18 protein-coding genes are annotated in these 26,772 nt (G+C 65.4%); 4 read left to right on the forward strand and 14 right to left on the reverse strand.

Going from position 1 to position 26,772, the window contains the following annotated elements:
* Positions 1-22 precede the first annotated feature (22 nt).
* Positions 23-1,057 carry an ABC transporter substrate-binding protein gene (locus ASC94_RS15680; protein ID WP_056396534.1) on the forward strand — a complete coding sequence of 345 codons (1,035 nt, stop codon included), beginning with the start codon at positions 23-25 and terminating at the stop codon, positions 1,055-1,057.
* Between the two features lie 342 nt (positions 1,058-1,399).
* Here ASC94_RS15680 and ASC94_RS15685 read toward each other — a convergent pair whose 3' ends face one another.
* The 5 genes from ASC94_RS15685 to ASC94_RS15705 all read right to left on the reverse strand — a co-directional run bounded on the left by ASC94_RS15685 (position 1,400) and on the right by ASC94_RS15705 (position 9,608).
* A complete protein-coding gene (locus ASC94_RS15685) occupies positions 1,400-2,590 on the reverse strand; it encodes a XylR family transcriptional regulator (protein ID WP_056396537.1) in 1,191 nt (396 codons plus the stop codon).
* Positions 2,591-3,163: 573 nt separating this feature from the next.
* On the reverse strand, positions 3,164-4,393 hold the full coding sequence (locus ASC94_RS15690; protein ID WP_056396539.1) for an AraC family transcriptional regulator: 1,230 nt from the start codon (positions 4,391-4,393) through the stop codon (positions 3,164-3,166).
* A 107-nt stretch (positions 4,394-4,500) separates the two neighbouring features.
* Positions 4,501-5,709, reverse strand: coding sequence for a cation:proton antiporter (locus ASC94_RS15695; protein ID WP_056396540.1), 1,209 nt, complete (start codon positions 5,707-5,709; stop codon positions 4,501-4,503).
* A gap of 16 nt (positions 5,710-5,725) precedes the next feature.
* The gene (locus ASC94_RS15700) at positions 5,726-7,996 is read right to left on the reverse strand and encodes a glycoside hydrolase family 3 C-terminal domain-containing protein (RefSeq protein ID WP_056396544.1); all 2,271 of its coding nucleotides are present in this window, start codon (positions 7,994-7,996) and stop codon (positions 5,726-5,728) included.
* A 169-nt stretch (positions 7,997-8,165) separates the two neighbouring features.
* On the reverse strand, positions 8,166-9,608 hold the full coding sequence (locus ASC94_RS15705; RefSeq protein WP_056396547.1) for a glycoside hydrolase family 5 protein: 1,443 nt from the start codon (positions 9,606-9,608) through the stop codon (positions 8,166-8,168).
* A gap of 267 nt (positions 9,609-9,875) precedes the next feature.
* On the opposite strand from ASC94_RS15705, the gene ASC94_RS15710 reads away from it, so the two are divergent.
* Positions 9,876-12,011, forward strand: a complete 2,136-nt coding sequence (locus tag ASC94_RS15710; protein WP_056396549.1) for a beta-galactosidase — start codon at positions 9,876-9,878, stop codon at positions 12,009-12,011.
* Here ASC94_RS15710 and ASC94_RS33250 read toward each other — a convergent pair whose 3' ends face one another.
* The 4 genes from ASC94_RS33250 to ASC94_RS15735 form a co-directional block, all read right to left on the reverse strand.
* A complete protein-coding gene (locus ASC94_RS33250) occupies positions 12,012-14,987 on the reverse strand; it encodes a GDSL-type esterase/lipase family protein (RefSeq protein ID WP_082616570.1) in 2,976 nt (991 codons plus the stop codon).
* A 129-nt stretch (positions 14,988-15,116) separates the two neighbouring features.
* Positions 15,117-16,133, reverse strand: coding sequence for an alpha/beta fold hydrolase (locus tag ASC94_RS15725; protein ID WP_082616571.1), 1,017 nt, complete (start codon positions 16,131-16,133; stop codon positions 15,117-15,119).
* A gap of 16 nt (positions 16,134-16,149) precedes the next feature.
* A complete protein-coding gene (locus ASC94_RS15730; RefSeq protein ID WP_056396552.1) occupies positions 16,150-16,521 on the reverse strand; it encodes a DsrE family protein in 372 nt (123 codons plus the stop codon).
* A gap of 99 nt (positions 16,522-16,620) precedes the next feature.
* Positions 16,621-17,556 carry a LysR family transcriptional regulator gene (locus ASC94_RS15735; RefSeq protein WP_056396555.1) on the reverse strand — a complete coding sequence of 312 codons (936 nt, stop codon included), beginning with the start codon at positions 17,554-17,556 and terminating at the stop codon, positions 16,621-16,623.
* Between the two features lie 130 nt (positions 17,557-17,686).
* On the opposite strand from ASC94_RS15735, the gene ASC94_RS15740 reads away from it, so the two are divergent.
* Both ASC94_RS15740 and ASC94_RS32675 read left to right on the forward strand, forming a co-directional pair.
* A complete protein-coding gene (locus ASC94_RS15740) occupies positions 17,687-18,616 on the forward strand; it encodes a pyridoxamine 5'-phosphate oxidase family protein (RefSeq protein WP_056396557.1) in 930 nt (309 codons plus the stop codon).
* An 11-nt stretch (positions 18,617-18,627) separates the two neighbouring features.
* Positions 18,628-19,743 (forward strand): PDR/VanB family oxidoreductase, encoded by a 1,116-nt coding sequence (locus ASC94_RS32675; protein WP_056396560.1) that lies wholly within the window; start codon positions 18,628-18,630, stop codon positions 19,741-19,743.
* Between the two features lie 11 nt (positions 19,744-19,754).
* On the opposite strand, the gene ASC94_RS15750 is transcribed toward ASC94_RS32675, so the two are convergent.
* The 5 genes from ASC94_RS15750 to ASC94_RS34185 all read right to left on the reverse strand — a co-directional run bounded on the left by ASC94_RS15750 (position 19,755) and on the right by ASC94_RS34185 (position 26,742).
* On the reverse strand, positions 19,755-21,176 hold the full coding sequence (locus ASC94_RS15750) for a glycoside hydrolase family 105 protein (protein ID WP_056398034.1): 1,422 nt from the start codon (positions 21,174-21,176) through the stop codon (positions 19,755-19,757).
* A gap of 123 nt (positions 21,177-21,299) precedes the next feature.
* Entirely contained in the window at positions 21,300-22,460 is a 1,161-nt protein-coding gene (locus ASC94_RS15755) for an AraC family transcriptional regulator (protein WP_229417289.1), read from the reverse strand.
* Between the two features lie 122 nt (positions 22,461-22,582).
* On the reverse strand, positions 22,583-23,659 hold the full coding sequence (locus ASC94_RS15760; protein ID WP_056396563.1) for a thioredoxin family protein: 1,077 nt from the start codon (positions 23,657-23,659) through the stop codon (positions 22,583-22,585).
* A gap of 141 nt (positions 23,660-23,800) precedes the next feature.
* Positions 23,801-24,385 carry a PEP-CTERM sorting domain-containing protein gene (locus tag ASC94_RS15765; RefSeq protein WP_056396566.1) on the reverse strand — a complete coding sequence of 195 codons (585 nt, stop codon included), beginning with the start codon at positions 24,383-24,385 and terminating at the stop codon, positions 23,801-23,803.
* Between the two features lie 17 nt (positions 24,386-24,402).
* Positions 24,403-26,742, reverse strand: coding sequence for a family 43 glycosylhydrolase (locus ASC94_RS34185; RefSeq protein ID WP_056396569.1), 2,340 nt, complete (start codon positions 26,740-26,742; stop codon positions 24,403-24,405).
* Positions 26,743-26,772 lie beyond the last annotated feature (30 nt).

The raw sequence follows: 26,772 nt of genomic DNA on the forward strand, positions 1-26,772 counted from the left end.
GACACGGCGGCCGGCCGGCATCGTGAACAAGATCCGCAGGGCGCTGCTGGCCGGCGCCCTCCTCGCGGCGGCCGGCCACCCGGCCCTGGCTGCCGCACCGCTCGTCATCGGCTTCTCCCAGGCCGGCAGCGACAGCGCCTGGCGCAACGCCAACAGCGCCTCCATCAAGGCCGCTGCCGCCCTCGACGGCATCACCCTCAAATTTGCGGACGCCGGGCCGGGCCCGGACAGCCAGGCCAGGCAGCTCGCCGCCATCCGCTCCTTCATCGCGCTAAAGGTCGACCTGATCGCGTTTTCGCCGTCGGTGGACGCGGGCTGGGAAACGGTGCTGCGCGAGGCGAAAGCCGCCGGCATTCCGGTGATCGTGACCGGCCGCGCGCCGGCGCCGGCGGAAATCGGCCTGTACGCGGCCTTCATCGGCTCGGACTACGCCGAGCAGGGCCGGCGCGCCGGCCGCTGGCTGGCGGCGCAAGCCGGCGCCGCGCCGCATGCTTTCTTCCATATCGTTGAACTGCAGGGGACGCCGGGCTCGCCCGCCGCCCTCGCCCGCAGCAAAGGCTTCGCCCAGGCGATTGCCGCCTATCCCAAGCTCAGGCTGTTGCCGCCGCAGGGCGCGGACACGCGTCCCGATCCGGCGCGGGCCGACCCGGCGCGGGCCGAAGCAGCGCGTGCTGAAGCAGTGCGTCCCGACCCGGCGCGTGCCGAAGGCAGGCAGGCCATGGCAGCCTGGCTGAAGTCCGGCCGCGCCATCCAGGCGCTGTATGCCCACAGCGACGACCTGGCACTTGGCGCCATCGAGGCCATGGAAGAAGCAGGCCTTAAGCCGGGGCGGGATATCCTGGTGGTGTCGATCGGCGGCGCGCGCTCTGCTTTCGAGGCCATGGCGGCCGGCAAACTGAATGCGGCGGTGGAATGCAGCCCCCTGCTCGGCCCGCAGCTGATGCAACTGGCGCGCGACGTGCTGGCCGGCAGGCGCGTGCCCAAGTGGGTGACGACGGAAGAATCGCTGTTCCAGGCCGGCGCTGCCGCCGCTGAACTGGCGCGGCGCAGGTACTGAACCGAAGGCAGGCGCGCTATCCACGGCCGCCGCTGCCCACCCGCTGCAGCCGCAGCTGGCCGCCGTCCGCCTGGCCGGCCACTGGCCGGGCGCCACGCTGCAGGCAAGCCGGCCACTGGGCGGGCGCCACGCTGCAGGCAAGCCGGCCACTGGGCGGGCGCCACGCTGTAGCCAAGCCGGCCGCTCACAGGTCGCCACCACCGTAGCCGTGTGGGCCGCTCGTCTTGCGCCGACCGCTGTAGCGGGATCCGGCCGCATGCTAACGCCGGCTGCTGGCTGCTGGCAGCCGGCTGCCGGCCGCTGGCTGCCGGCCGAAGCCAGCCGCTGGCCCTGGCCGTCCTGCTAGGCTGCTGCGGTAGTCTCGCCGAGCGCGCGGTCGCGGTAGGCGCGCGGGGTGCAGCCCAGCTCGCGCTTGAACACCAGGTGCATATACTGGGTGGAAGTGAAGCCGCAGCCCAGCGCCACGTCGGCAATGCTGCGCTCTCCGCATTCCAGGCCGGCCTTGGCCGCGTCCAGCTTGAAGCGCAAGATCACGTCGTGCACGCTGCAGCCCAGCTCCTGGCGGAAATACGCTTCCAGCGACGAGCGCGACACGCCCACGTATTCGGCCACCTGGTGCGTCTTGATGCCCTGGCAGGCGTACTGGCGGATGAAATGGCGCGCCCGCATCACATGCGGATGCTTGACCGGCTGGTGCTGGCTGGAGGCGAACACATTGATGCCGGCCGGCGGCACCTGGATGCGGGTGTCCGCCAGGCGCACGCCGTGCAGCATCTGGTCCAGCAAGTGGGCCGCCGTACGGCCCATCTCCTGCGCGCCCTGGATTACGGAACTGAGCGGAATGCGGGTGAGCATGCGCACCAGCGGATCATTGTCGATACCGATCAGCGCCACCTGTTCCGGCACCTCGATGCCGGCAATGGTGCAGGCCTGCAGCAGCTGGCGCGCGCGCGCATCGGTCACGCCGATGATGCCGATCGGCTTGGGCAGGCTGCGCAGCCAGGCGATCTGGCCCTGCACCGCCTCGTCCCACGAAGACGCGCTGGTTTCGCAGCCACGGAAGATCTCGCCTTCCATCTGGTCTTCCTGCATCAGGTTGAGAAAAGCGTTCTCGCGCTCCTGCGCCCAGCGGTTTTCCTTGGCCTTGGGCAGGCTGAACATGGCGAAGCGGTGCAGGCCCACATCGATCAGATGATCGCGCGCCAGTTTGATCAGTTTGAAATTGTCGGTCGCCACGTAAGGCACGCCGCGCGGATAGTCGGCCTCGTCGGAGTAGGAGCCACCCACCGCCACCACCGGCACGCTGCAGCGCGACAGCGCCGCCGCCACCGCCGGATCGTCGAAATCGGCAATGATGCCGTCGCCCTGCCAGCGCTCGATGCCGGCCAGGCGCAGGCGGAAATCCTCCTCCAGGAACAAGTCCCATGCCGCGCGCGTGCTGCCCAGGTAGGCCGCGATACCGGCCGTGACCTCGCGGTCGAAACTCTTATTCGCGTTAAACAGCAGCGCAATCCTGTGTGCTTTCGTCTTCATTTATCGGTCTCCGGTATTGCTATTTTTATAAAGCTGGACCCGCCCCTGTAAAGCTGGCGGATACATTGCCATCCATGCCGGCTATGCTGCCGTACACGATGCCCGGGCCCGTCCTGTCAGGTGGACGGTGCCGCAGGTATTCATGTGGCCGCCGAGGGCGGCCGAATTCGATTGAAAGAGCAGCGCCGGAAATGGCGCTAAAAGACGCGGCGTGAAAAGAAGTGGCGTGAAAAGAAAAGGCTTTAAATCCAAGGTCGTCTCCTCAACTGCTTTTTTGTAATGGCGGGCGCTTTATGTCAGCGCCTCGATAAAACGTTTGCGCGTGGCGAATTCAAGCCGCGCCGCTGGCGCGGAGCTCACTGCTTGGAACGGTGTTGATCTGGGCGGGAATGCGCCGGGTGCGGTCAGTCATCGTATGTCTTCCTTGCACAGTGGACCGGACAGCTTGCGAAAGCTAACCTATGACCCAGCTTATGGCTTCGGCAGACAGGGGCGGTAACGCCAGTACGAGGATTTCTATCACAATGCAGAAATTGCGATTACTTCTGCAGGGAGTGCAAACGCGCGTGCAGGCTAGCCGACGGCGTTGGCGGGGGTGGATGACGGTTCGGCCGCAGGCTCGGCGGCAGCCTCGGCCGGACACGCGGCAGGAGCGGGTTGCTGGGTAGCAAGGGAGCGGAAGGCTTTCGGCGTGCAGCCGTATTCTTCCTTGAAAAGCTTGTTGAAATACGAGACATTGGCATAACCGACCGAATAGGCAATTTCCGCCACGGCAGCACTGCTCTTTTCAGCCAGCAGGCGCGCCGCCTCGGTGAGGCGCAATTTATTCAGATAACTGGTGAATGTCATGCCGAGTTCCGTTTTCAGCACTTCATTCACCTTATTCCGGTTGGAACCGGTGCCGCTCACCACGCATTCCAGATCGAGTTCGGTATTGGTGTAATTGGTGGCGATAAAACGCAGCACCGTCGCCTTTTCCTTGTCCTTATAGGGTTCCAGCGTTAATTGGCGGTAAGCCACCAGGGCCCGGTCTTTTTTCAGCCGCGAATCCAGGCTGGCAATCAGGGCACGCGCATGGGCGCGGAAAAACCAGATGCCGAATGCGCTCCAGCCCGCCAGCAATATCAACGCGAGCGCGGCGAGATAGCGGTAATCCCTGCCGCGCAGCGTGAGCTCGCTGATTTCCACATGCGAATCCACCAGGCGGGGGCTGTTGAGACTGGTGCCGAACACCAGCTTGCCCACCTTGTCCAGGGTGTAGCCCTGGTGCGTGACGTCCAGTTTCATAGTGGTAAACCACCAGTCGGGAATGGTCATCCGCGTCATGTCCAGCGAAACCGGCACCCCCTGCTTGTTGCACGAAAAATAAGTGCCGGGCGAGCGATAGGTCTCGAAGCGGCCGGGGCTGGACACCTTGTCGTCGAAGACGGACACCGCGAAGGACAGGGAGTTGGACGGCGCACACTTGGCCAGGAAGGTGACGCTGGAGTACTTGGTCCAGTCCGCCAGAGCCGGCTTGCCCTTGCCGTCTTCCAGTTCCAGCCCGACAGACGCGTAAGGATAGGTCGCCGTATTGGTAACCCGCAGGTCGAAACGCAGCACGTCGTCCTTGGCGTCGCCGACGCGGACGCTGGAGGTGCCCTCGTCTGTCCGTCCCACATAGCGCCAGTGCGCGCCGTCCCGCTGCCTGTGCAGCAGGTTGACGGTCAGGTAACTGCTATGGACGAGCACAGCCGCAGCCAAGGCGTCGGCAAGGAGCAGGAAAACAAGTGCCAGCAGCGCCTTCTTATAAAACTCTTGCATGATGGTACGGATCGTACGGTCTGTTTATAGGTCTCATTGCCTCGCCTCTGACGGGTGGGCTACCTGCATCATAACAGCACAGTCCGGCCGCGGCGCTTTCTAAACAGTCAAGAACTCGCTTGTTGCACCAGGCCCGCCCCACCCGCCCGGTGCAGGCGCGGATGCACGACAGGCACGGTGAGCATGGTGCTGGCGCAGGCCATCAGCAGCAGCGCGGTGAAGGTTTCGTTGGTGATGATCTGCTTGTCGAGCAGGATGTTGGCGAAGATGATCTCGATCAGCCCCTTGGTTTGCAGCAGCCAGCCGATGATGGATGCCTCGCCCTCTTTCCATTTGAGCACCTTGCCGGCCAGGCGCGTGCCCACCAGCTTGCCGCCCACCGAGGCCAGCAGCATCAGCCCGGCCGCGAAGAACACCGGATAGCTGCCCAGGTCCCACTGCGTGCGCAGGCCGGTGCTGAGGAAGAACACGGGCATCAGCACCAGCAGCACGTGCTTGAACAGCATGTCCAGCTTGCGCTGCTCGAACCAGGCGGCGTCCATCACCACGCCGGCCAGGAAGGCGCCCACCATGTAGTGCAGGCCGGCCCAGTCGGCGCCGAAGCCGCAGGCGGCCAGCCAGATCAGCGACACGTACCAGCGGTCGTCCTCCTCCAGCCTGGCCATCAGGCGGCGGAAGAACATGGTCAGCACGCCGAAGGCCAGCAGGAAGCCGGCCTGGCGCCCCACCCGCTCCCAGTCCAGCAGGATGATGGCCAGCACGCCCCAGATGGCCACGTCGTCCAGGCTGGCGTAGCGCAGGATGCGCTGGCCCATGGGCTGGCGCAGGATCTCCAGCTTTTCCATCAGCAGCACCAGCACCGGCAGCGCGGTGACGGCGCACGCCATGCCGATGCCGAGCAGGAACTGCCAGTCCTTGCCTTTCGGGCCTATCCAGCCCTGGTAGCCCAGCAGCAGCAGCGCGGCGCCGCAGCCGAACAGCAGCGGCACGCCCAGCGCGAAGCCGGCCGTGGCGGCGCTCTCGCGGCGGTATTGCCACACTTTTTTCAGGTCCAGCTCGATCCCGGCCAGCATCACGAACAGCATCACCGCCCACCAGGCGATGCCGTTCAGCGACTGCATGACAGCCGGGGTGAACACGAACTTGTGATATTCAGGAAACGCCGCGCCCAGCACACCCGGGCCCAGCAGCACCCCGCCGATAATCTGGACGATGACCAGCGGCGCCACAAAGTCGGTCTTGCAAAGCCGCCACACCAGGTAGGGCACGCTGAAGATCAGCAGCATGGCCAGCAGGAATATCTCGGTCGTGTTCATGTCGCCTCCTGGCGGGTTAGTGCTTCTGGCCGTTCATTGGCTTGCTGCTGATTGGCTTGCCATTCACGTCGTACACCGCAGCCTCCAGGTGCACCACCTTGCTTACGGCCTTGCTACCGGCGGCCTCGGCGGCATCGGCCGCGAGGATGACCTTGTAGTCGCCCTTGGCCACTTTCCAGGTCTTGCTGGCGGAGTCATACATGGCCAGCAGGCGCGGATCCACCGTGACGGCCGCCTTGACGCTGGCACCCGGCGCGGCCTCGACCTTCTGGAACCCGACCAGGCGCTTGGGCGCTTCCCAGCGCGCGCTCACCGGCGCCACGTAGACCTGGGCCACTTCCTTCCCGGCCACCCGGCCCACGTTTTTCACCGTGAACGAGGCATGCAGGATGCCGTCCTTGACGCCGGCCGACAAGTCGGACATGGCGAAATCGGTGTAGGACAGGCCGTGGCCGAACGGGAACAGCGGCTTCAGGCCCTTCAGGTCGAACCACTTGTAGCCCACCGCCGCGCCCTCGTGGTAGTGCACGTCGAAGCGCTTGTCGGCCACTTCGGGATAGCCGTCCAGCGCGGGACGCGGCAGCTGCGCCTCGGACGCCGGGAAGGTGGCGGGCAGGTGGCCGGACGGATTGACTTCGCCGAACAGCACGCCGGCAATCGCCTCGCCGCCGCTGCTGCCGGGATACCACGCCTCCAGCACCGAAGCCACCTTGGGCAGCCAGGGCATGGTCACCGGGCCGCCGGTTTCCAGCACCACCACCGTCTTCGCGTTGGCGGCCGCCACGGCGGCGATCAGCTCATCCTGCTTGCCGGGCAGCGACAGGTTGGGCACGTCGAAACCTTCGCCGGTCCACTGGGTGGCGAACACCAGCACCACGTCGCTTTCCCGCGCCAGCCTGGCGGCGGCGGCCGGATCTTTGCCGTCGCTGTAGGCCACCACGGCCTTGGGCAGGCGCGCCTGAATCGCCTTCAGCGGCGAGGACGGATAGATCATCACCGGGCCGGGCCAGGTCTTGGGCATGAGCTCCGGCGCCGCGTTGCCGCCTTGCGGGTACACCAGCGAGGAGCCGCCGCCGGCCATCACGCCGCGGTCCGCATAGCCGCCGATCACCGCCACCCGCTGGACCGACTGGTTCAGCGGCAGCACGGCGCCGCTGTTCTTCAGCAGCACCATGCCTTCCTGCGCATCCTTGATCGACACGGCGGCGTTGGCCTTGAAGTCGATGCTCTCGGCGGCCGGCTTCACCGGCTGGTCCACCACGCCGTGCTCGAACATGGCGTACAGGATGCGGCGCACCATGTCGTCCAGGCGCGCCTGCGGCACCCAGCCGTTGAGCACGGCTTCCTTCAGCGGCGGGCCGAAGTAGTCGGCCAGGTCGAACGGCATGCCCGATTGCTGGTCCAGCCCGGCGTTCGCTGCCGGGATGGTGCTGTGCACCGCGCCCCAGTCCGACATCACCCAGCCCTTGAAGCCCCAGTCCTTTTTCAGCACCTCGGTCAGCAGGTAGCTGCTCTCGCAGCCGTACACGCCGTTCACGCGGTTGTAGGAGCACATCACGGAACCGGGATTGCCGTCTTCCTTGGCGATCTGCAGGGCCAGCAGGTCCGACATGCGGGCCGACTGGTCGTCGATTTTCACGTTCAGCGTGGTGCGGTTGGTTTCCTGGTCGTTCAGCGCGAAATGCTTCAGCGTGGACACCACGCGGTTGGACTGGATGCCCTTGATCTGCGCGCCGACGATCTTGCCGGCCAGCAGAGGGTCTTCCCCGGCGTACTCGAAATTGCGGCCGTTGCGCGGCTCGCGCATCAGGTTCACGCCGCCGGCCAGCAGCACGTTGAAGCCGTAGGCGCGCGCTTCCGCGCCGATCATGGCGCCGCCCTCATAAGCGGTTTTCAGGTCCCAGGTGGCGGCCGTGTTCAGGCCGGACGGCAGCGCGGTGCCGTGGCGCGCATCCGGTCCGGCCTGGCTGGCCACGCCCAGGCCGGCGTCGGTTTCGCGCAGGTGGGGAATGCCCAGGCGCGGCACGCCGTAGATGAAACCGGCCGACTGCTTATGGGACTCCTCCGGGCGCTTGGTCTTTTTCGACTCCATGTCCGCGCCCAGGTAGCCGTAGACCAGCTTCAGCTTCTCGTCCAGCGTCATTTCCCGCACCGCCAGGTCGGCGCGCTCGCCGGCGGCCAGCTGCGCGTTCATCCAGGGCTGGGCGCCCGTTTCGGCGGCCAGCACCGAACCCCAGCACATGGCGACAGCGGCCGACAAAAGACTGATCTGCTTCTTGAATCTCATAATTGCTTCCATTGCTGTTGATAGACTTGTAAAAATGGGGCGGCCTAAGCCGCCCCGAAAACTGCTGTTGAGGCAGTCGGACACAACGGACTACGAAGAAACTTGTGGACCCGGCCAGCCTGCAGCGCGCGGCGCGCGGCGCTGGCCTGGCCCGGGATGAAGCACCGCCTTACTTGGCCGCATTGACGATGGCGCCGCTCACGTCCGGGTAGGCTTGCGCGCCGGTGCTGCGGTCGAACAGGCCGGACTGGTGGTTGGCCGTGTAGCCGTTGTCCCAGTACATGGGCACCACGCCGCGCACATAGGCGGCATGCGTGATGTACTGGTCCCAGTACTTGCGGTAGGTGCCGGCCGGATCGTATTCGCTGCGCAGGATCGCCGCGTATTCGCCCAGTATCACCGGCACGCCCTTGTCGATGAAGGCGGTCTTCATTTTCTGGAACTGGCCGTCGGTGTAGGACTCGTTGGCCCAGCCGGACGGATTGGCGGCCTGGCCCCACTTCCAGTTGCTGCTGTTGCTATCCTGCGCAAAGTCGAACGGGTCGTAGTAGTGCACTTCCATGGTCAGGCGGTTGGCTACCCAGTCGCTCGGCATGGCGGCATTGCAGCTGATCGCGTTCTCGATGTTGGTGTTGTAGGCCTGTACCACCAGGTGGCGGTTGGCGTTGTTGCCGCCTGTGCCGCGTACGGCAGTGATGAAGGCCTGGTTGAAGCCCTTCTGCACCGAGCAGTATTCGGCCGTGGGCGGATTGTAGTTCCCGTCCACCATCACCTCGTTGGTGCCGGCGAACAGCAGGGTATCGTCGTGGTTCTTGAAGTTGTTGGCGATCTGGGTCCAGAACTTGGTCAGCCTGGCGTTGGCCACGCCCTGCTGGGCGTAGGTCGGCTGCATCCAGCCGCCGTCCCAGTGGATGTTGATCATGGCGACCAGTCCGGCGTTGTGCGCGTAGTTAACCACCTCGGTGACGCGGTCCATCCATTGCGGGCTGATGTTGTCGTTGGCGTCCGCGTACTGCTTCCACGAGACCGGGATGCGCACGCTCTTGAAGCCGGCGGCCTTCACGCCGTCGAACAGCGCCTGGCTGGCCTTGGGATTGCCCCAGGACGTTTCGTTGAAATTGGTGCTGCCCCATACGTAGGCATTGCCGGTCGCTTCCAGCGAATTGCCCAGGTTCCAGCCGGGCGACATCTGGCCGGACAGCTGCATGCTGGTCATGTTGCGCATCACGCCCACGCGCACGGCCCTGGCGCCGCCGGAATTGTAGCTGCCGCTGCCGGTGCTGAACTTGACCCAGTACCAGTACACGGTGCCCGGCGCCGCAGTGTTGTCGGTGTAGCTGGAAGCAGTCTTGCCGAGGACCGCCACGCGGCTGCGGCCGTTGGGGTCCATATCGGTGTCGCGGTACACCTGCAGGCCGCTCACGGCGCCGCTGACGGTCCAGTTCAACTGGACGCCGGCGCCGTCGCCGGCTGCCGTCAGGCACACGGTGGCGCCCCCGCCCGAGCCGCAGTTCTGCGCCTGCGCGAACGGTGCCGCGCACACGGCCAGGGTGAGCATCGCTTGCGACAACATCGATTTCGGCAAGACTGATTTCGGCAACACTGATTTCATCGTTTCCACCTTTCTGCGAGGTTGGGGGCCCGGCCCGGTGTCTCCTCCGGGCTCGTGCGGCTAGTGTTCCAACGTATTGTGGAAGCAGCGCCGGGGCGCCGCAATTGCAAAATTCGTCAAGCAAGAATATGAAATTGCGCAGGTGCGCGGACAGGCCGCCGGCCGCCTGCGCACAAATCATTCTGCGTTCCGGTCAATTTCGCAATTGCGCGGCCCCGCGGCGCCCGCCCACAATAGGACGCTATTCAGACTCCCGAAAGAACATCCATGCTGAAACGAACCGTACTCTCGTACGCCCTGTCGTACGCGCTCGCGGCCGCGCTGCACGCGCCCGCGAACGCGCAGGCGGCGCCCGCCGCGCCGCCCGAATTCCCCACCGTCCTGTATGGTGCGGCCTACTACCACGAATACATGCCCTACGAGCGGCTGGAAAAGGACGTGGCCATGATGAAGGCCGCAGGCTTCAACGTGGTGCGCCTGGGAGAGTCGACCTGGAGCTTGTGGGAACCCGAGGACGGCCGCTTCGAATACGCCTGGATGGACCGCGTGATCGACGCCATGGGCAAGGCGGGCATCAAGGTCATCATGGGCACCCCGACCTACTCCATTCCCGCCTGGATGGCCAGGCAGAACCCGGAAATCCTGGCGCAGAAATTCAACGGCGCGAAGAACAGCTACGGCATGCGCCAGAACATGAACACCGACGCGCCGGCCTACCGCTTCTACGCCGAACGCCTGATCCGCAAGATCGCCGCCCGCTACAAGGACCATCCCAACGTGATCGGCTGGCAGGTGGACAACGAAACCGGCACCTACGGCGCCGCCAACGACGACGTCTTCCTGCGCTTCCAGCACTACCTGGAGAAGAAGTTCGGCACGCCGGAAAACCTGAGCAAGGCCTGGTTCCTGAACTACTGGGGCCAGAACCTGCACAGCTGGGTGGACCTGCCGCGTCCGGACGGCGCCCAGAGCACCGGCTACAAGCTGGAATGGTCGCGCTGGGGCCAGATGCGGGTGACCGACTTCCTGAGCTGGCAGGCGGCGCTGATCCGCGAATGCGCCTCGCCGCGCCAGTTCGTCACGCACGACTTCGCCGGCTCCATGCACGGCGACGTCAACGAGGTGGCAGTCTCCCGCGCGCTCGACATGCCTGCCGTGAACGTGTACCACTGGGGCCAGCGCGAGTACTACAACGGCGCCGCGCAAACGCTGGACGCGGACTTCACGCGCTCGCTCAAGCGCGGCAATTTCCTGGTCACCGAAACCAACGCGCAGAGCACGGACTGGAGTTCCTCGTTCCAGTACCCGCCCTACGACGGCCAGTTCCGCCAGGACGTCTACACCCACCTCGCCAACGGCGCCAACATGGTGGAGTATTGGCACTGGTCCTCGATCCACGCCAACCAGGAAACCTACTGGAAAGGCGTGCTCTCGCACGACCTGGAGCCGAACCGCGCCTATGCTGAAATGAGCCGCACCGGCCGCGAGCTGCAAAAGATCGGTCCGCACCTTGTGAACCTGAAGCTCCGCAACGACGTGGCCATCCTGTGGAGCCGCGACTCGCTCAACGCCATCAACGACATGCCCTTCGCGAAAGAGTCGCAATGGGGCGGCACCGGCGTGAAGGCGGACTACGGTTCGCAAGTGCGCCAGATCCACCGCCAGCTGTACGACATGAACGTGGGCACCGACTTCGTGTTCGACGACACGCAGGACTTCTCGTCCTACAAGATGCTGGTGGTGCCTTCGCTGTACGTGGCCGACGACGCGCTGCTGAAGCGCATTTCCGAGTACGCGCGCAAAGGCGGCCATGTCGTCATGACCTTCAAGAGCGGCTTTGCCAACGAAAACGCGGCCGTGCGCTGGACCATGGCGCCTGGCCCGCTGCGCGAGGCGCTCGGCTTCCACTACCAGGAATTCTCCAATCTGGCGCAGCCGCTGGCCTTGAAGGGCGATCCATTCCAGGCCGGCGCGGAGAACAAGGTGCAGCACTGGGCCGAATTCCTGGAGCTGGACACGGCCAAGGCGCTGGCCTGGTACGACCATTCCTTCTTCGGCCGCTGGCCCGCCATCACGTCCAACCAGTTCGGCGCGGGCAAGGTGGTGTACGAGGGCACCTACCTGTCGGACAAGCTGCAAAAGGCAGTGCTGCAATCGTCGCTGCAGGAGCTGGGCTTGACGGGACCGGAGCAGCAGTTGCCTGCCAGCGTGAAGACGCGCAGCGGCACCAATGGCTTCAAGCGCGCCGTGCACTACTACTTCAACTACTCCGGTTCGGAAGTGAGCTTCAGCTACCAGCGCAAACCGGGCACCGAACTGCTCAAGGGCCAGCGCGTGGCTGCGGGCGGGACGCTGACGCTGGCGCCGTGGGACGTGGCCATCGTGGAAGAAGACGGCAAGTAATCACGCCGGCGGGCGGAAGACGCGCTGGGCGAAGTGGTACAGGTTTTCCGCCCAGCTGTCGCGGTCGTGGCCGTAGCCGTCCACGTTCCACACATGGTTAACGCCCTGCTGTTTCAGGTAGCGGTGCACGCCCTGCGACACGAACATCAGCCCATCCTTGTTACCGCATGACAGGTAAAGCAGCGCCAGCTGCTTGCGGGCCTGCTCCGGGTCGGGAAGCAGCTGCGAACCAGCACGCGTATTGGGCGCCGATGAGAAGCCCGCCACCCAGGCAAAGGTGTCCAGGTGCCCCAGGCCGAAGTTGAGCGCCTGCCCGCCGCCCATGGACAGGCCGGCGATGGCGCGCTGCCTGCGGTCGGCCAGGGTCGGATAACGGCTGTCGATGGCCGGGATCAGGGCCACCAGCAGCTCGCCTTCGAATTTCGCGAAGCCCTCCGCATGCTCCGGCGTGAAGGTGCGCTCGGCGGGCGGAACCCGGTCGTCCGCCAGGGCGCGCCCGTTGGGCATGACCACGATCATGGGCGCAGCCTTGCCGGCCGCGATCAGCCCGTCCAGCACTGCCTGGGCGCGCACATAGGCGCGCCATTCATCCTGGTTGCCGCCGATGCCGTGCAGCAGATACAGCACCGGGTAGCGGCGCTCGGCGCTATAGCCCGGCGGCAGGTAGACGCTGGCCTTGCGGCGCGTGCCGGTCACGGGCGAATCGTAGCTGAACTCCTCCACCCTGCCCTGCGGCGCGCCTGCCTGCGGATCCGCGAAGCCGGCGGGCGGCGCGGGGAAGGCGCGCACGTCGTCCGGGGCGAGCACCACGGATTGATTGGGAACGCGGCCTTGGGGTTCAGGCGCAGCGGCAATGGCGGCAACCGGGCCGGCGGCCAGCAGGCGCTCGATGTCGGGCCGCATTGCGGCGGCCAGGATGCGGTAGCCCTGCTCGGACAGGTGCAGGAAGTCCGGCTGCAGTTCGGCCGACAGCGCACCGCCGGCGCCGATGAAGCGCGCGCCGTAGGTGTGGAAGAATACCGCCTTGCCGTCGTCCAGGTTTTTTACCATCTGGTTGAGTTCATTGACGCTGCGGCGCTCCGGCGCATCGGCCTGGGCGCCCTCCGGCAGCACCGCGTTCAGCAGGATGCGCGCGTCCGGATACTGCTTGCGCAAGGCCGCCACCACGGCCTGGATGCCACCGAATACCTGTTCCGGCTTCTCACCGCACAGATTGATGTTGTTCACCCCTATCATGAGCACCACCAGCTTGGGCTTGAGCGCGGCGATGGCGGGGTTCTGCAGGCGCCACAGCACGTTGCCGGTGTGGTCGCCGCCGATGCCGAAATTGGCCGCTTTCAGGTGGCCGAAGTTCGCGTCCCACAGCGGTTTCGGCCACATTTCCGTGAGCGAGTCGCCGACGAACATCACGCCCACACCGCCCTGCGCGGCGCGCGCGGCCTGGCCTTCATGCATCTGGCGCCAGCGCTCCCTGGTCATCCACGGATAATCCACGGCGCGCGGCGCAATCATGGTGGCGCACGCGGCGGGCTGCCGCAGCTCGCTTTCGGGCGCGCTCCCGGCCACGTTTCCGGCCACGTGGCCGGCCACATTCCCGGCCACATTCCCGGCCACATTCCCGGCCACATTCCCGGCATCCTGCGGCAGCAGCTTTTGCAGCACCGGCTCCAGCTTGCCGGCCCAGATGCCGTAGCCCTTCTCGGACAGGTGCAGCAAGTCCGGCATGACGTCGCGCGGCAGTGTGCCGTCCGGATTCAGGAAGGCGGCGTTGATGTCGGCGAAGAAGACCTTGCGGCCGTCGGCGAAGCCGGCGATGATCTCGTTCACGCGCGCGTTGAGCCGGCGCAGGGAGCCCGATGGCTGTTCCTCGCGCGGGAACACGGCCAGCAGCAGCACCTTGGTGTCCGGCAGGCGGCGCCGCAGTTCGTCCAGGATGGCTTTCACGCCGGCCGCGGTGGCCTTCGGATCGTCCTGCCGGTCGCCGGTGTTGTTGGTGCCTATCATCAGGACCGCCACCTTGGGCGCAATGCCGTCCACTTCGCCATGCTGAAGGCGCCACAGCACGTTTTCCGTGTGGTCGCCGCCGAAGCCCAGGCCGACCGCATTGTACTTCTCGTAGTAGCGCTTCCACACGGGCAGGCCGGCCTTTTCCCAGCCCTCGGTAATGGAATCGCCAATGAAGAGGAGCTGCGGATCCTTGCCCGCCTCCTTCATCCTGCGGATGTTCTCCAGCTTCTGCTCGTGGCGCGGCACCCAGCTGCCGAGTGCCCAGGCGTGGCCCAGCGGTGCCGGCGTGACGGCTTCGGTGCGGTAGTCCGGGCACTGCGCATTCGGCTTGCCGTTGCTCACCAGCTTGATGTTGGCCACCGCCACCCTGCCGTTGCCGTTGCCGTCGAGCGCGAACGGCACCGCCACCTTGCTGAAGTCATCCTCGGCGCGGGCGAAGCAGGCCAGCGGGAACGAGAGATGCTGCCAGCCCTTGCCCTGCAGCGCGCGGGCCGGGAGAATGTAAGGCACTTTGCGGTTGCACTCCGGCCCGCAGCGCATGGTGAAGTAGATGCCGCCCTGCGCCAGCTCCAGCACGTTGATGTCGAATTCCAGCGTTCCTTTGGCCGTGTAGTTGCGCAGGTCCAGCGGCGCGCCGCCGTCCAGCCGCAGGCCCGCAAACCAGGCGTCTTTCCACTCCAGCGTCAGCGCACCGCGCCTGCCGTCAACCTGGCCAGCGCGCGCCGCCACCATGCCGTTGGGCGCGTACGAATCGGCCGGCTTGGACAAGGTAACGGTCTCGCCCCGCAGCACCTGCTCGGGGCTCTCGAAGCCCGCCACGGTCACTTGCCACGACGGCAGCGGCGCGCCGCTGTGCAGGACGATCTCCCGCGCACTGGCGCCGTGCGCGCACAGCGCCGAAGCCGACAAGCCGGCCAGCAGCAGCGCCTTGCTGCACACCGCCGCGAAAAAACTGGTTTCCTGGTTCATAAAAACTCAGCTTAAAACCAACGATTATGCAAGCGCTGCACAAGCGGGGCAATTGCAAAAATCACCAACTGCGGAAACGATATTCCGCAGTTGGTGCTGAACGGGCCGCCGGCCAGGGCTGCAGGCCGCCTATTTTCCGCTCTTCACCGTGCGCGCAAGGAAATTGCGCATCAGGGCGCCGATTGCCGCGCTGTCCTCTTCCAGCGCGAAGTGCCCGGTGTCCAGCAAGTGCAGCTCGGCTTTCGGCAGGTCGCGCAGATAAGGATGGGCACCCGCTGGCGGGAAGATTTTATCGTTCTTGCCCCACACGATCAGCATCGGCGGCTGGTATTTGCGGAAGTAAGCCTGCCATTCGGGATAGTGGCCCGGATTGGTGCCGTAGCTGTAGAACAGCTCAAGCTGGATATCCTTGTTGCCGGGGCGGTCCATATAGGCCTGGTCCACGGTCCAGGCATCCGGGCTGACACGCTGCACGTCGCGCGCTCCTTCATGGTACTGCCATTTGGTGGCACCCAGCTCGAATAGGGGACGCAGCTTGGCGCCGTTGGCTTCCGATTTGTCGGCCCAGTAGGTTTTGATCGGCGCCCAGAATTCATTGTCGATGCCTTCGTTGTAGGCATTGCCGTTCTGGACCACGATGGCGCTCACCCGCTCGGGGTGCGCGGCCGCCAGCCGGAAGCCGACCGGCGCGCCATAGTCCTGGACATACAGCGCATAGCGGGTCACGCCCACCGCTTCGGTGAACTTGTCCACCACGCTGGCCAGGTTGTCGAAGCTGTAGGTGAACTTGTCCATCGGCGGCATGTCGCTCTGGCCGTAGCCGGGGTAGTCGGGCGCTATCACGTGGTAGCGGTCCGCCAGCAGCGGGATCAGGTTGCGGAACATCTGCGACGATGTGGGGAAACCATGGAGCAGCAACAGCGTGGGCGCGTTCTTCGGTCCCGCTTCGCGGTAGAAGATGTTGACGCCGTCGACCTTGACGGTGCGGTAGCTGACGCTGGCAGTATTGGCGGCATTGGCGGCTGCGGTGGTGGCAGCGGCAGGTGCCGCCGCCGGTGCCGCCGCCGATGCTGCAAACGCGCCTTGCACCAGCGCGGCGAGGCTGAGGGCTGCAACGGTGCGGCCGAGGATGCGATTGGTGTTCATGGTATTCCCCTTGCGCTTAGAAGGTGAAGACGGTGTAGCCGTCGGCCGAGATTTGGGCAATGCTGGGCAGGCCCGAGGTGCCTGGCACGCTATTGTCGGTAATCAGGTCGAAGCCCGCTTTTTCCGCTTCTTCGCGGGTCCCGAACACGTCGGCACAGCCGCAGGAGATGCCCACCACCTTGTCTTCCACCGCTTTGTACAGGGCGTGGATCGGATGGCTGGCGGCCGCCAGCACGCCGGGCCAGCGGGTGCCGGTGCCCTGGAAGTAGATGCCCACTTCCGTGCCTTTCTGCTTGAAGTCGTACGCCGCTGCCAATCCGTTGAACATGCGGCCCAAAGCCTCTTCGCCGGCTTTGGGATCGGACAGGATGATGATGGCTGCTTTCATGATGTGTTCCTCTCGATGGTTGGTGAGTCATGCCGCCGCGTCGTGCAGCGGATGAGGCCATTCTAGGCACCAGGCCAGGCGAGAGAAACGGTGCTGGAATCAATTGATTATTTCGCTGGGGGTAAGGACCGGCTGCGGATTGAGGTGCCGGTTCGCCCGCAGATGCTGGACCAGCAGGTCGATGAAATTGCGCACCTTGGACGAGCCGAACTTGCTTTCCCGGTGCAGCACGTGCACCGGCCACGGCGCCTCCTCGTACTCGGCCAAAATGATCTTGAGGCGCCCGTCGCTCAACTGTTCGTCAATCTGGTAGGACAGCAGGCGGCAAATGCCCAGCCCCGCCGACGCGGCTTCAATGGCCGAATCATTGCTGGTAACCATCAGGCGCGGCTTCATGCGCACCATGGTGGGGTCTTCCTCCGCGCCGAACTTCCATTCCACGCGCGGCGAAATGCCGCTGGCGGCAATGATGGTATGGCGCAGCAGGTCGGCCGGATGCTGCGGCACGCCATTCCTGGCCAGGTATTCCGGCGAGGCGCACAGCACCCGGCGCACCTGCCCCACCCGCAGCGCCTTCAGGCCGGAATCGGGCAGATGGCCGATGCGCACCGCCACGTCCATGCCCTCGTCCACCAGGTTGACCACCCGGTCCAGGAAATACGCCGAGACTTCCACTTCCGGGTAGGTCTTCAGGAAGCGCACGATGCACGGCATGATGAAGGCCTTCCCGAAGAGCACGGATGCAGTCACCGACAGGTTGCCCTTGGGCGCGGCATTGACCCCGGCGGCGGCCTCGTTGGCTTCCACGATGCTGGCCAGGATGTTGCGGCTGTCGTCCATATAGCGCCGGCCGGCCTCCGTCATGCGCACATTGCGCGTGGTGCGCTGCAGCAGCTTGACGCCCAGCTGCTCCTCGAGCGCCGCCACGGCGCGCGTGACCGCAGCGGGCGACAGGTCCAGGCGCCGCGCGGCGGCGGCGAAACTCTCCTCTTCCCCCACGGCGACAAAGACATTCATCAGGTGGACTTGATCCATTCCTTACTCCAGGCGAAATAGTGATTTGCGGTGGGGGCCATTCTTGTCCGGCGCATTATTTCGCACAATAGCATTATCAGCAATCGGCAGATTGCATCATAAACAGGCTTCTTACCAAAGGGAGAGCACAATGAGCAAGCACACCAGCTTCCACGCAGGCGAGCGCGCGGTGCAGCAGAACGCCGGCGAGACTGCGATCGCGGACCGAAATATCGTCGTGCTCACGGACACCGTCATCGCCGGCGCCCGTCCCTTTATCGCAAAACAGTTCATGGCGGTTCTGGGCAGCGTGGACGCCAGGGGCCGTGTGTGGGCCTCGGTGGTGTTCGGCGAACCCGGCTTCCTGCACACGGACAGCGGCAGCGCCATCGCGATCGAGGTGCCGGAAGAAGCGCGCGACCAGGCCGACCCGGTGTGGGCCAACATCGCCGCCCAGCCGGAGCTTGGCATGCTGTTCATCGAGCTGGGCTCGCGCCGCCGCTACCGCGTCAACGGGACCGTGCAGCGCCTGGACGGAAACGGCGCCGAGGTGGCAGTGCGCGAAGCCTACCCGAACTGCCCCAAGTACATCCAGCGCCGCCACCTGCGCCGGCTGGGCGAACCGGTGCTGCCGGTGCACGCGGCGCACGGCACGGTGCTGCGCGGCACGGTGCAGGACATCGTGCGGCAGGCCGATACCGTGTTCGTCGCCAGCCGCCATCCCGGCAGCGGCGCCGACGCCTCGCACCGCGGCGGCCCTGCCGGCTTCGTGAAGCTGGTGGGCGAGAGCACGCTGCGCATTCCGGACTACCACGGCAACAGCCTGTTCAACACGCTCGGCAATTTCACGGCCGATCCGCGCGCCGGCCTGTGCATCCCGGACTTCGTGAACGGCCAGCTGCTGCAGCTGACGGGCACCGCCTCGCTGCAATGGAACCAGGAAGACCCGGACAACGACACGGGCGGCACCGGCCGCTACTGGGAATTCAAGGTGGAGGAATGGATATTGCGGGAGACCCCGCAGCGGCTGGAATGGGAATATCTGGACGCATCGCCCTTCAACCCCGGCACGCCAGCCTAAAGGGCACCGCCATGAACCATGTTATCGCCAGCGTCGCCGCGCTCAGCGCCACTGTCAGGGAATTCCAGATCCGCCGCCGGGACGGCGCGCCGCTGCCCGATTGGCAGCCCGGCTCGCACATCGTGCTGCGCTTCCTGGCTGCCGGCGGCAGCGCCTTCGAGAAGCATTACTCGCTGATCGGCGTGCCGGGCCAGGCGGACAGCTACCGCATCGCGGTGCAGCGCGAGGAACAGGGCAAAGGCGGCTCGCGCTGCCTGCACGACGAATTCGGCCCCGGCAGCGAAGTGGAAGTGAGCGGCCCGTTCAACAGCTTCCCGCTGCAGCCGGCCGGACCGGCTAGTGCGGCTGGTGCGGCTGGTGCGGCTGGTTCGGCTGGCGCGGCTGGTGCGGCTGGTTCGGCTGGCGCGGCTGGCGCGGCTGGCGCGGCTGGTTCGGCTGGCCCGGCTGGTTCGTCCGGTGCGGCCAGGCCGCGCGTGCTGCTGGTCGCGGGCGGCATCGGCATTACGCCGCTCGTGTCCATGGCGCACGCGCTGGCGGCGCAGCAGCGGCCTTTCGAGCTCCACTACCTGGCGCACAGCGCGGGACGGCTGGTCCTGATGGAGGAATTGCGCGTGATCGGGCAAGCGGCCAAGCTGGCGGCCAGGCAGGCACCCGCGCTGGCGTCTATTGTCACGCACCTGTCGCAAGACAGCGGCCGCGCCGACCTGACGGCCCTGCTCGGCCCCTACAGCGCCGGCGACAGCTTCTACGCCTGCGGTCCGGCTGCGCTGCTGCAGGCGCTGGCGGCGGCGGGAAACCGGCTGGGCTGGCCGGCCGCCGCCATGCACTTCGAGAGCTTCGGCCCGCGCGCGCAGCAGGAGGATGCGCCGCTCACGGTGGAACTGGCGCTGTCCGGCGTGACGGTAGAAGTCCCGCCGGGCACGCCGATACTGGAGGCGCTGATCGCGGCGGACGTGTTCGTATCCTACGAATGCAAGCGCGGCGAGTGCGGCAGCTGCTACACCCCGGTGCTGGAGGGCGAGCCGCTGCACCGCGACGTGTGTCTCACGCCCGCCATGCGCAGCACCGGCATGTGCACCTGCGTGTCCTGGGCGGCCGCACCCGGCCGCCTGGTGCTCGAACTGTAATAACTATAACGCTAGCGCTGGCCCTGGTACATCAAGCCGCTGTCATTGAGGCCGAACTTGAACTTCTTGTTCATCTCGATGATCTCGGCGCCGGCCAGCAGCGCCGGGCCGTAGCCGTGGGCCGCCTTCACGCTGGTGGGACGGTAAGCGTAGAAGGCAGGGTCGAAGGCCATGCCGGTGCCCACGCAGATGCCTTCGATCTGGCCGCCCGCGGTCACCTTGCTGGCCACCGCGTTCCAGGCCAGGTTCGCCATCGGCCCATACATCTGCGCATCCACGTAGCCGCGGTTGACGGCGCGCGCGATGGCGTAGGTGTAGATCGCGGTGGCCGAGGTTTCCTGGTAGGTGTCCGGGCGGTCGATCAGCTGGTGCCAGAAGCCGTCGCGGCTCTGGTACGAGGCCAGGCCCTTGATATGGGCGCGCAGCTGTTCCTGCACGGCGCCGTACTGCTTGTGGTTCTTCGGCAGCACTTCCAGGATCTCCACCATGGACATTACCGCCCAGCCGTTGGCGCGCGCCCAGTGCATTTCCGGATGGTCGCGCAGGCCTTCCACATAGCCATGCATGTAGATGCCCAGCTTAGGATTGAACATGCGTTTGGAGAACTGCAGCACCTGTTTGGCGGCGTCGTCGAAGTGCTTGCGGTCGCCCGTCACGGCGCCCAGGTAGGCCATGGTCGGTACGCCCATGAACATGTCGTCCAGCCACAGGGTGTCCGGCAGCGGACGCATTTTCACGCCGCCCTTGCCGTCCGGGCCGCCGCGCGCCAGGGTGCCGTCCTTTAGACGGTACTCCTTCCTGGTGACGAAGTCGCCGCAGATGCCTATCATCTGCCCGTAGTCGACCTGAGAACCACCCAGCTTGGCCTTCATGAAGCTGTGGCACAGCGCGCCGGCGTCGTCCAGCGCGTGCGGGTTGAGGAAGCTCTTGATGGGCGCGTGCGAATTCTTCGGGTCGGCCTGCACCGCAGGCAGATAGGTTTTGGTGAGCTGGGACAGCAACTGGTGGCGCTTCACCGTGTAGTCGGTGTAGCGCTTGTCGCCGGTGGCTGCGCCGGCGGCCAGCATGCCCAGGTAGGTCACGCCCCATTCATAGCTGGTGAGGCGGAAGTCACCCGGCTTGAGCACCGCGTCCGGGTCGGCGCGCGACAGGTCGGTGATGGCGGCGCCGCTGCTCTTGCTGATCAGTTCAGCCGGCGTGGTGCGCTCCAGGTAGTCGAACACGCGGTCCAGCACCGCCTTAACTTCGCCGGCCTCCATGGCGCGGTATGGGGTGGGATAGGCAACCTGCAGCGCATGCAGCATGGCGTCGGCTGCGGCCGGCCCTTTTTCCTGCGCCACCGGCGCTTCCTGGGCCGATACGCTCAGCGCCAGGGGCAACAGGCCGGCGGCAAGCGCGCCGGCCGCACTACGGCGCAGCTTCGAGGCATTCATGTAGTACATCTCCTTGTCGAATTCGAATGGTAGTGGCCTTGCATGGCCATTAGCATATTCGACAAAGCATGATAGCAACGATCAATCTTTTGACCAAAGGTGAGCGCGATGCGCAGTCTTTCGCTAAGCCGCCGGCGTGGCGAGGGAGCGGAAAGCTTTCGGCGTGCAGCCGTATTCTTCCTTGAACAGCTTGTTGAAATAGGAGACGTTGGCATAGCCGACCGCGTAGGCGATTTCCGCCACCGCCGCGCCGTCTTTCTCGGCAAGCAGCCTGGCCGCTTCGGTCAGGCGCAGTTTATTCAGATAGCTCGTGAAGGTCATGCCCAGTTCGGCCTTCAGTACCTCGTTGACCTTGTTGCGGTTGGCGCCCGTCTCGCTGGCCACGCCGTCCAGGTCGAGCTCCGGGTTGGTGTAGTTGGTTGCGATGAAGCGCAGTACCGAGGCCTTTTCCTTGTCCTTGTACGGTTCCAGTGTCAGCTGGCGGTAAGCGACCAGCGGCAAGTCCTTTTTGATCTTGCAGTCCACGCTGGCGACCAGCGCGCGCGCATGGGCGCGCAGGAACCAGGCGGCGAAGCCCAGCCAGCTTGCCAGGACGACCGCGGCCAAGGCGGCGATATACCGGTAGTCGCGGCCGCGCAAGGTCAGCTCGGTCACCTCCAGGTAGGAATCCACATTGCGCGGGCGCGTGGCGCTGGTGCCGAAAACGATTTTCGCCACTTTGTCCAGCGTGTAGGCGCGGTCCGAGAGATCCAGCTTCATCTTCTCGAACCACCACTCGGGCAAGGCGAAGCGCTTGATGTCCAGCGAAACCGGAACGCCCTGCTCGTTGCAGGAAAAATAGGTGCCGGGCGAGCGGTAAGTCTGGAAGTCGCCGGGCGTGGAGATTTTCCGGTCGAAGGTGGAGATCACCACGATCATCGAACCGGCCGGCGCGCACTTGGCCAGGAAGGTCACGGTGTCGTACCGGGTCCAGTCGAGGTGGGCTTGACGTCCCTTCCGGTCCTCCAGCACCAGCTCGGTGGACACGAAGGGGTATGGCGCCTGGCCGGTGAGACTGAAGTCGAAGCGCAGCCGCTCGCGCGTGGCAGCGTGCAGGCGCACGGACGACGACCCGCCCGTCGCCACGTCCGAATAAGTGCGGTAGTGCCAGCGGGCGCTCTCCCGCTGCGCCGGCAATAGCGTGAATGCCGGATAGCTTTGATACATGAAAATACACGCCAGCAGCGCGTCCGCCACCACCAGGAGAAGAAGCGCGACCAGCGCCTTCTTATAGAACTCTTGCATTGCGGCACGAAGTGTTTAGCTGTCAACTTGCATCATAACAGTTCCCCGGGCCAGCGGCAGCTGTGGGAAATACGCTGCCGCATTTCCGCCACAAGCTCGCCGCTGCTGCGTCGGCGCGGTGCTCAGCCGAACGTGAAGGCATAGGCCTCCGCGCCTTTGTCCAGGAAGCGGATCTCGAAGCGGCGCTGGCGCACCTTGCCGGGCTGGCGCACCAGCTGGTACAAGCGGGTGGCGGAAATGACTCCGTTGCCCTCGGCGTCGATGTCGGCGCCGTGGTCCACGCCCGGCGGCTGGCCGTCCAGCGTGACCTTGATGCGCACACTGGCGCCGGCCTTGCCCGGCCCGGCCACCAGGTGCAGGTCGCGCGCATTGAAGCGGTGCGCCACGCCGGCATTGGGCTGATCCGCCATGGCGCTTTCTGCGCCCACGGTCCACTGCCCGGACAGGCCCCACTCGTTCACCGCCAGCGCGCCGACCGAATACTGCTGCGAACGGTCTTCGCGCACCCGCTCGGGCGAGCGGAAATTGGCCGCCTGGCGGTAGCCGATGTAGGCCTCGCCGGAGCCAAGGCGCTCCAGGTCCGGCTGCATCTGCTCGGCCGGCGTGGGCGGGTTCACCAGGCCGCTGTCGGCAGCATTCGCGGGCTTGCCGCCGGCCTCGGCCAGCAGCGACTGGATGGCGCGCTCCATCTTGTCGTAATTGCCTTCGCCGAACTGCTTGTAGCGGATCTTGCCGTTGGCGTCCACCAGGTAGTAGGCCGGCCAGTAGCGGTTGCCCCAGGCCTGCCAGATGCTCTGGTTGCTGTCCACGGCGATGGGGAAGTCGATCTGGAAGCGGCCCACGGCGGCGTTCACATTGGTCAGGTCCTGCTCGAACTTGAATTCGGGCGTATGCACGCCCACCACGGCCAGCCCCTGGTCGCGGTACTTGCTGGCCCAGGCGCGCACATAAGGCACGGTGCGGATGCAGTTGATGCAGGAATACGTCCAGAAGTCGACCAGCACGACTTTGCCGCGCAGCTGCTTCAGCGTCAGCGGCGCGGAATTGAGCCAGGTGACTGCGCCGTCGAAGCCGGGCGCGGTGCCCTCCACCGGCAACTTGCTGCGGAAAGGCTCGGCAGGCGCGCCCGCAGCCATCGTCGTCGTTGCCATCAGCGTGGCGGCCACGCTGCCGAGCAGCGCCAGGTATAGTCGTTTCATCTGCATGCCTCGTCCAGGAGTGTTTCGATGGGATGATTAGACCGCATTCCTGTGTCGGGCAGATGTCGGGATATGCTCCCAGTGTATCCCGGCACCGGCCGGATACACTGGGATACAGTTCACGCAGCGTTCACGCGGCGTTCACGCGGCGTTCACGCGGCCGGAGGCGCGGCGGCGCGCCAGCAGGAGCCCCACGGCGGCCGCGCCGAACAGCGCCAGCGACGGCGGCTCGGGCACCACCATGTCGTCCATGGCCCACTGGGTGCCGCTGCTGTTGTAGATGACCAGCGTATCGATGGCGGCCCAATCCAGCTGCACCCACAGGGGCGTGGTAGTGTCGATGACAAAGGAGGCCGCCGTCGAATGGATTAATTGCCCGTTCTGGTAGCCCTCGAACGCCAGTTCCTGCTCAAGCCACGCGGAGGTGAAGAACGCGCCGACAAAATCGAAGGTGCCCGCCCCTGCCTTGGAAATGGCCACCGTGCCGCCATCGCGGTTATAGGCCGCGTTGGCCTGAGATACCGTCCCCGCTTCATAGCCGCTGCCGGGGAAGGCATCCGAACGGATGGAGCCCACGTTGTCCCAGTTCAGGCCCTGGTATCCGGCTGCGATGGATACGGTAAAGTCACCGGACAAATCGTCGAAATTGATCACGCCTGCGTGCGAGGCCGCGCAACAGGCTCCCAACAACAGGGAGAGCATCATTTTTTTCAGCATGCTGGTCATGGTCGTCTCCGTGTGGGTTAGTGCGCAAGACTGGAAATTTCAGCGTCGGACAAGGCCGCGCCGTAGATGCGCAGGTCGTCCATCGCGCCTTTGTACGGCACGTCCCACCAGTTCACGCCCAGCGCGAACACGCCGCTGGTGGTGGTGAACACATTGGGGAAATTCACGCCGGCGTAGCGCTTCACGCCGTTCACGTACACGCTCACCGCGCCGTTGTTGACGGTGAAAGCCACGTGCGACCACTGGCCGGTGGGAATGGTCATGCCCAGGCCGGCGTCGTACCAGGCCGTGCCCGACCACAGCATGGTCGCGCCGCCCACGCCGTCGTGCCCCTTCGGCAGGAGGCTGATCCAGGCATCGCCGGTGCGCGCGCCGAAGAACGTGGTGGTGAATGCCGTCAGCTGCGCGGGCTTGAGCCACATGGCCACCGTGTAGCTGTTGGTGGAAATCAGGCCATTGGGCAGGCGTACGCCGGTTGCGCCGTTAAAGACTGCGGCGCTGCCTTTCATGCCCGGCTCGAAGGCCAGGCTGCCGCCGGCCGTATCGATTTTGCTGCCGATGACACTGCCGGTCCCGAAAGTGCCGGTAGCATCGGCCAGGCTGCCATCGAAGGTGTAGTGGGCCAGCATGCCGCCGATCTTGCGGACGGTAACAACAAACGATTTGACGGCGCTCGCCGTTCCCTTGCGAATGGTGGCCGTCAGCGTCACCGTGACGTCGCTGGACTGGCTGGTGACCACGCCCGTATTGCTCAACACGGAAGGATTCGACGATGCCCAGCTGATCACGGCGTCTCGCGCAGCAAGCGTCGGCAACGTCAGGTTGCCGGTGACGGCGCTGGTGTTGCCGAGACTGAGCTCGTTGTAGATCGCGGTCACCACCTGCGCGTCGGTGCGTGGAACCAGACGGCTGCCCATGATGGAAACGCCCTCGCGCGACGTGGCGGAGAACGTCATGACATAGCTTTTCGAGGTTTCATCCCACTGGCTCAGGAACACGCCTTTGAAAGGCGAAGAGCCGGGCAGATTGATCTCGATGCGGTTGGTCCCCACCAGCGCCCAGGTGCCAGTGGCAGCGCCGCTGATGGTGCCGTTCACGTTGAGCGAGATCAGCCTGGACTTCTTGATGGTGCCCGAAATGTCCTTGGCGTGATTGACGAACATGTAGTCGCCAAGGACGAATTCGCGCCGCACATGCGTCAGCGTCTCATTGGTATTGCGGTACGGCGCCACCACCGGCCAGCCGTCGGCGTTCATGAACATCTGGTGCACGCGCACTTCGTGCTGTTCGCCGCGTTCCGGGAAGCGGCTGTGGAAAACCAGGAAATGCTTGCCGGTGGCCGCGTCGTAGTAGGCGGAGTTGTGGCCGGCCGACACGTAGCCGGTACCGATGCCCGTGCCGGCCTCGCCCAGCCTGCGTTCGAACAGGAAGTTGCCCATGATTTTCACGCCGTAGGGCGCGATGGACGCGTCGTCAAACAGCGGCTTGGCCGGGTCGGCCTTGACGCTGGCCATGCTGGCGCCCTGCGCGTCCACGTACGGACCATCCGGGGACGTGGAGCGCGCCACGCGCATGTTGTAGCCGCCGGCCGCATCCAGCCCGCCGAAGGAGGTGAACAGGTAGTAGTACTGGGTGGCGGGGCTGTACATCACGTATGCGCCCTCGATCCGCGCATGGTTGCCGCCTGTCAGGCGCTTGCCGTAGCCCTGGCCCGGCAGCGGCATGCCGTTGGCGGGGTTCATCTGCATGATGAAAATGCCTCCCGAGTAGGAACCGTAGACCATCCACAGCCGGCCGCCGTTATCGAAGAACACATTGGGATCGACGGTGTTGGGGTGCTTGAGCGCGTCGTAGACAGTGCCGTCGTAGCTGGCCTGGCCCCACATGCCGGACTTCAGGATCACGCCCTTGTTCACGTAAGGGCCTTCGATATTGTCCGCCACCGCAATGCCCAGGGCGGAGCGCGGCGAATCGCCCTTGCAGGCGTTGTAGTACATGTAGTACTTGCCGTCGGCCAGGCGTATCACGTCCGGCGCCCACAGCGTGGTGGTCTGCGCCCAGTTGAAGGTCTCCGCCAGTTCGGTGTACACATTGCTGGTACCGTTCAGGAACAGCTTGTTGGTGGCGCTGACGGAATCGGTGATCTGCTGCCAGCGCATCAGGTCCGTGGACTTGGCCGAGGCCAGGTGCGAACCGAACACGTAATACGTGCCGCCCGATTTGATCACGGAAGGATCGTGGACGGCGGCATTCTGGAACGTGACGGGTGTGTAGGCTGCTTGCGCGGCGGCGTTGCCGGACAGCACTGAAGATGCCAACAGGGCGCACGCGCCCCACAGCGACAGGGATTTATTCAATTTTCGTCTCCGATGTTTTTATCGTTTTTT

This window comes from Massilia sp. Root418 (assembly GCF_001425265.1).
Lineage (GTDB): Bacteria > Pseudomonadota > Gammaproteobacteria > Burkholderiales > Burkholderiaceae_D > Rugamonas.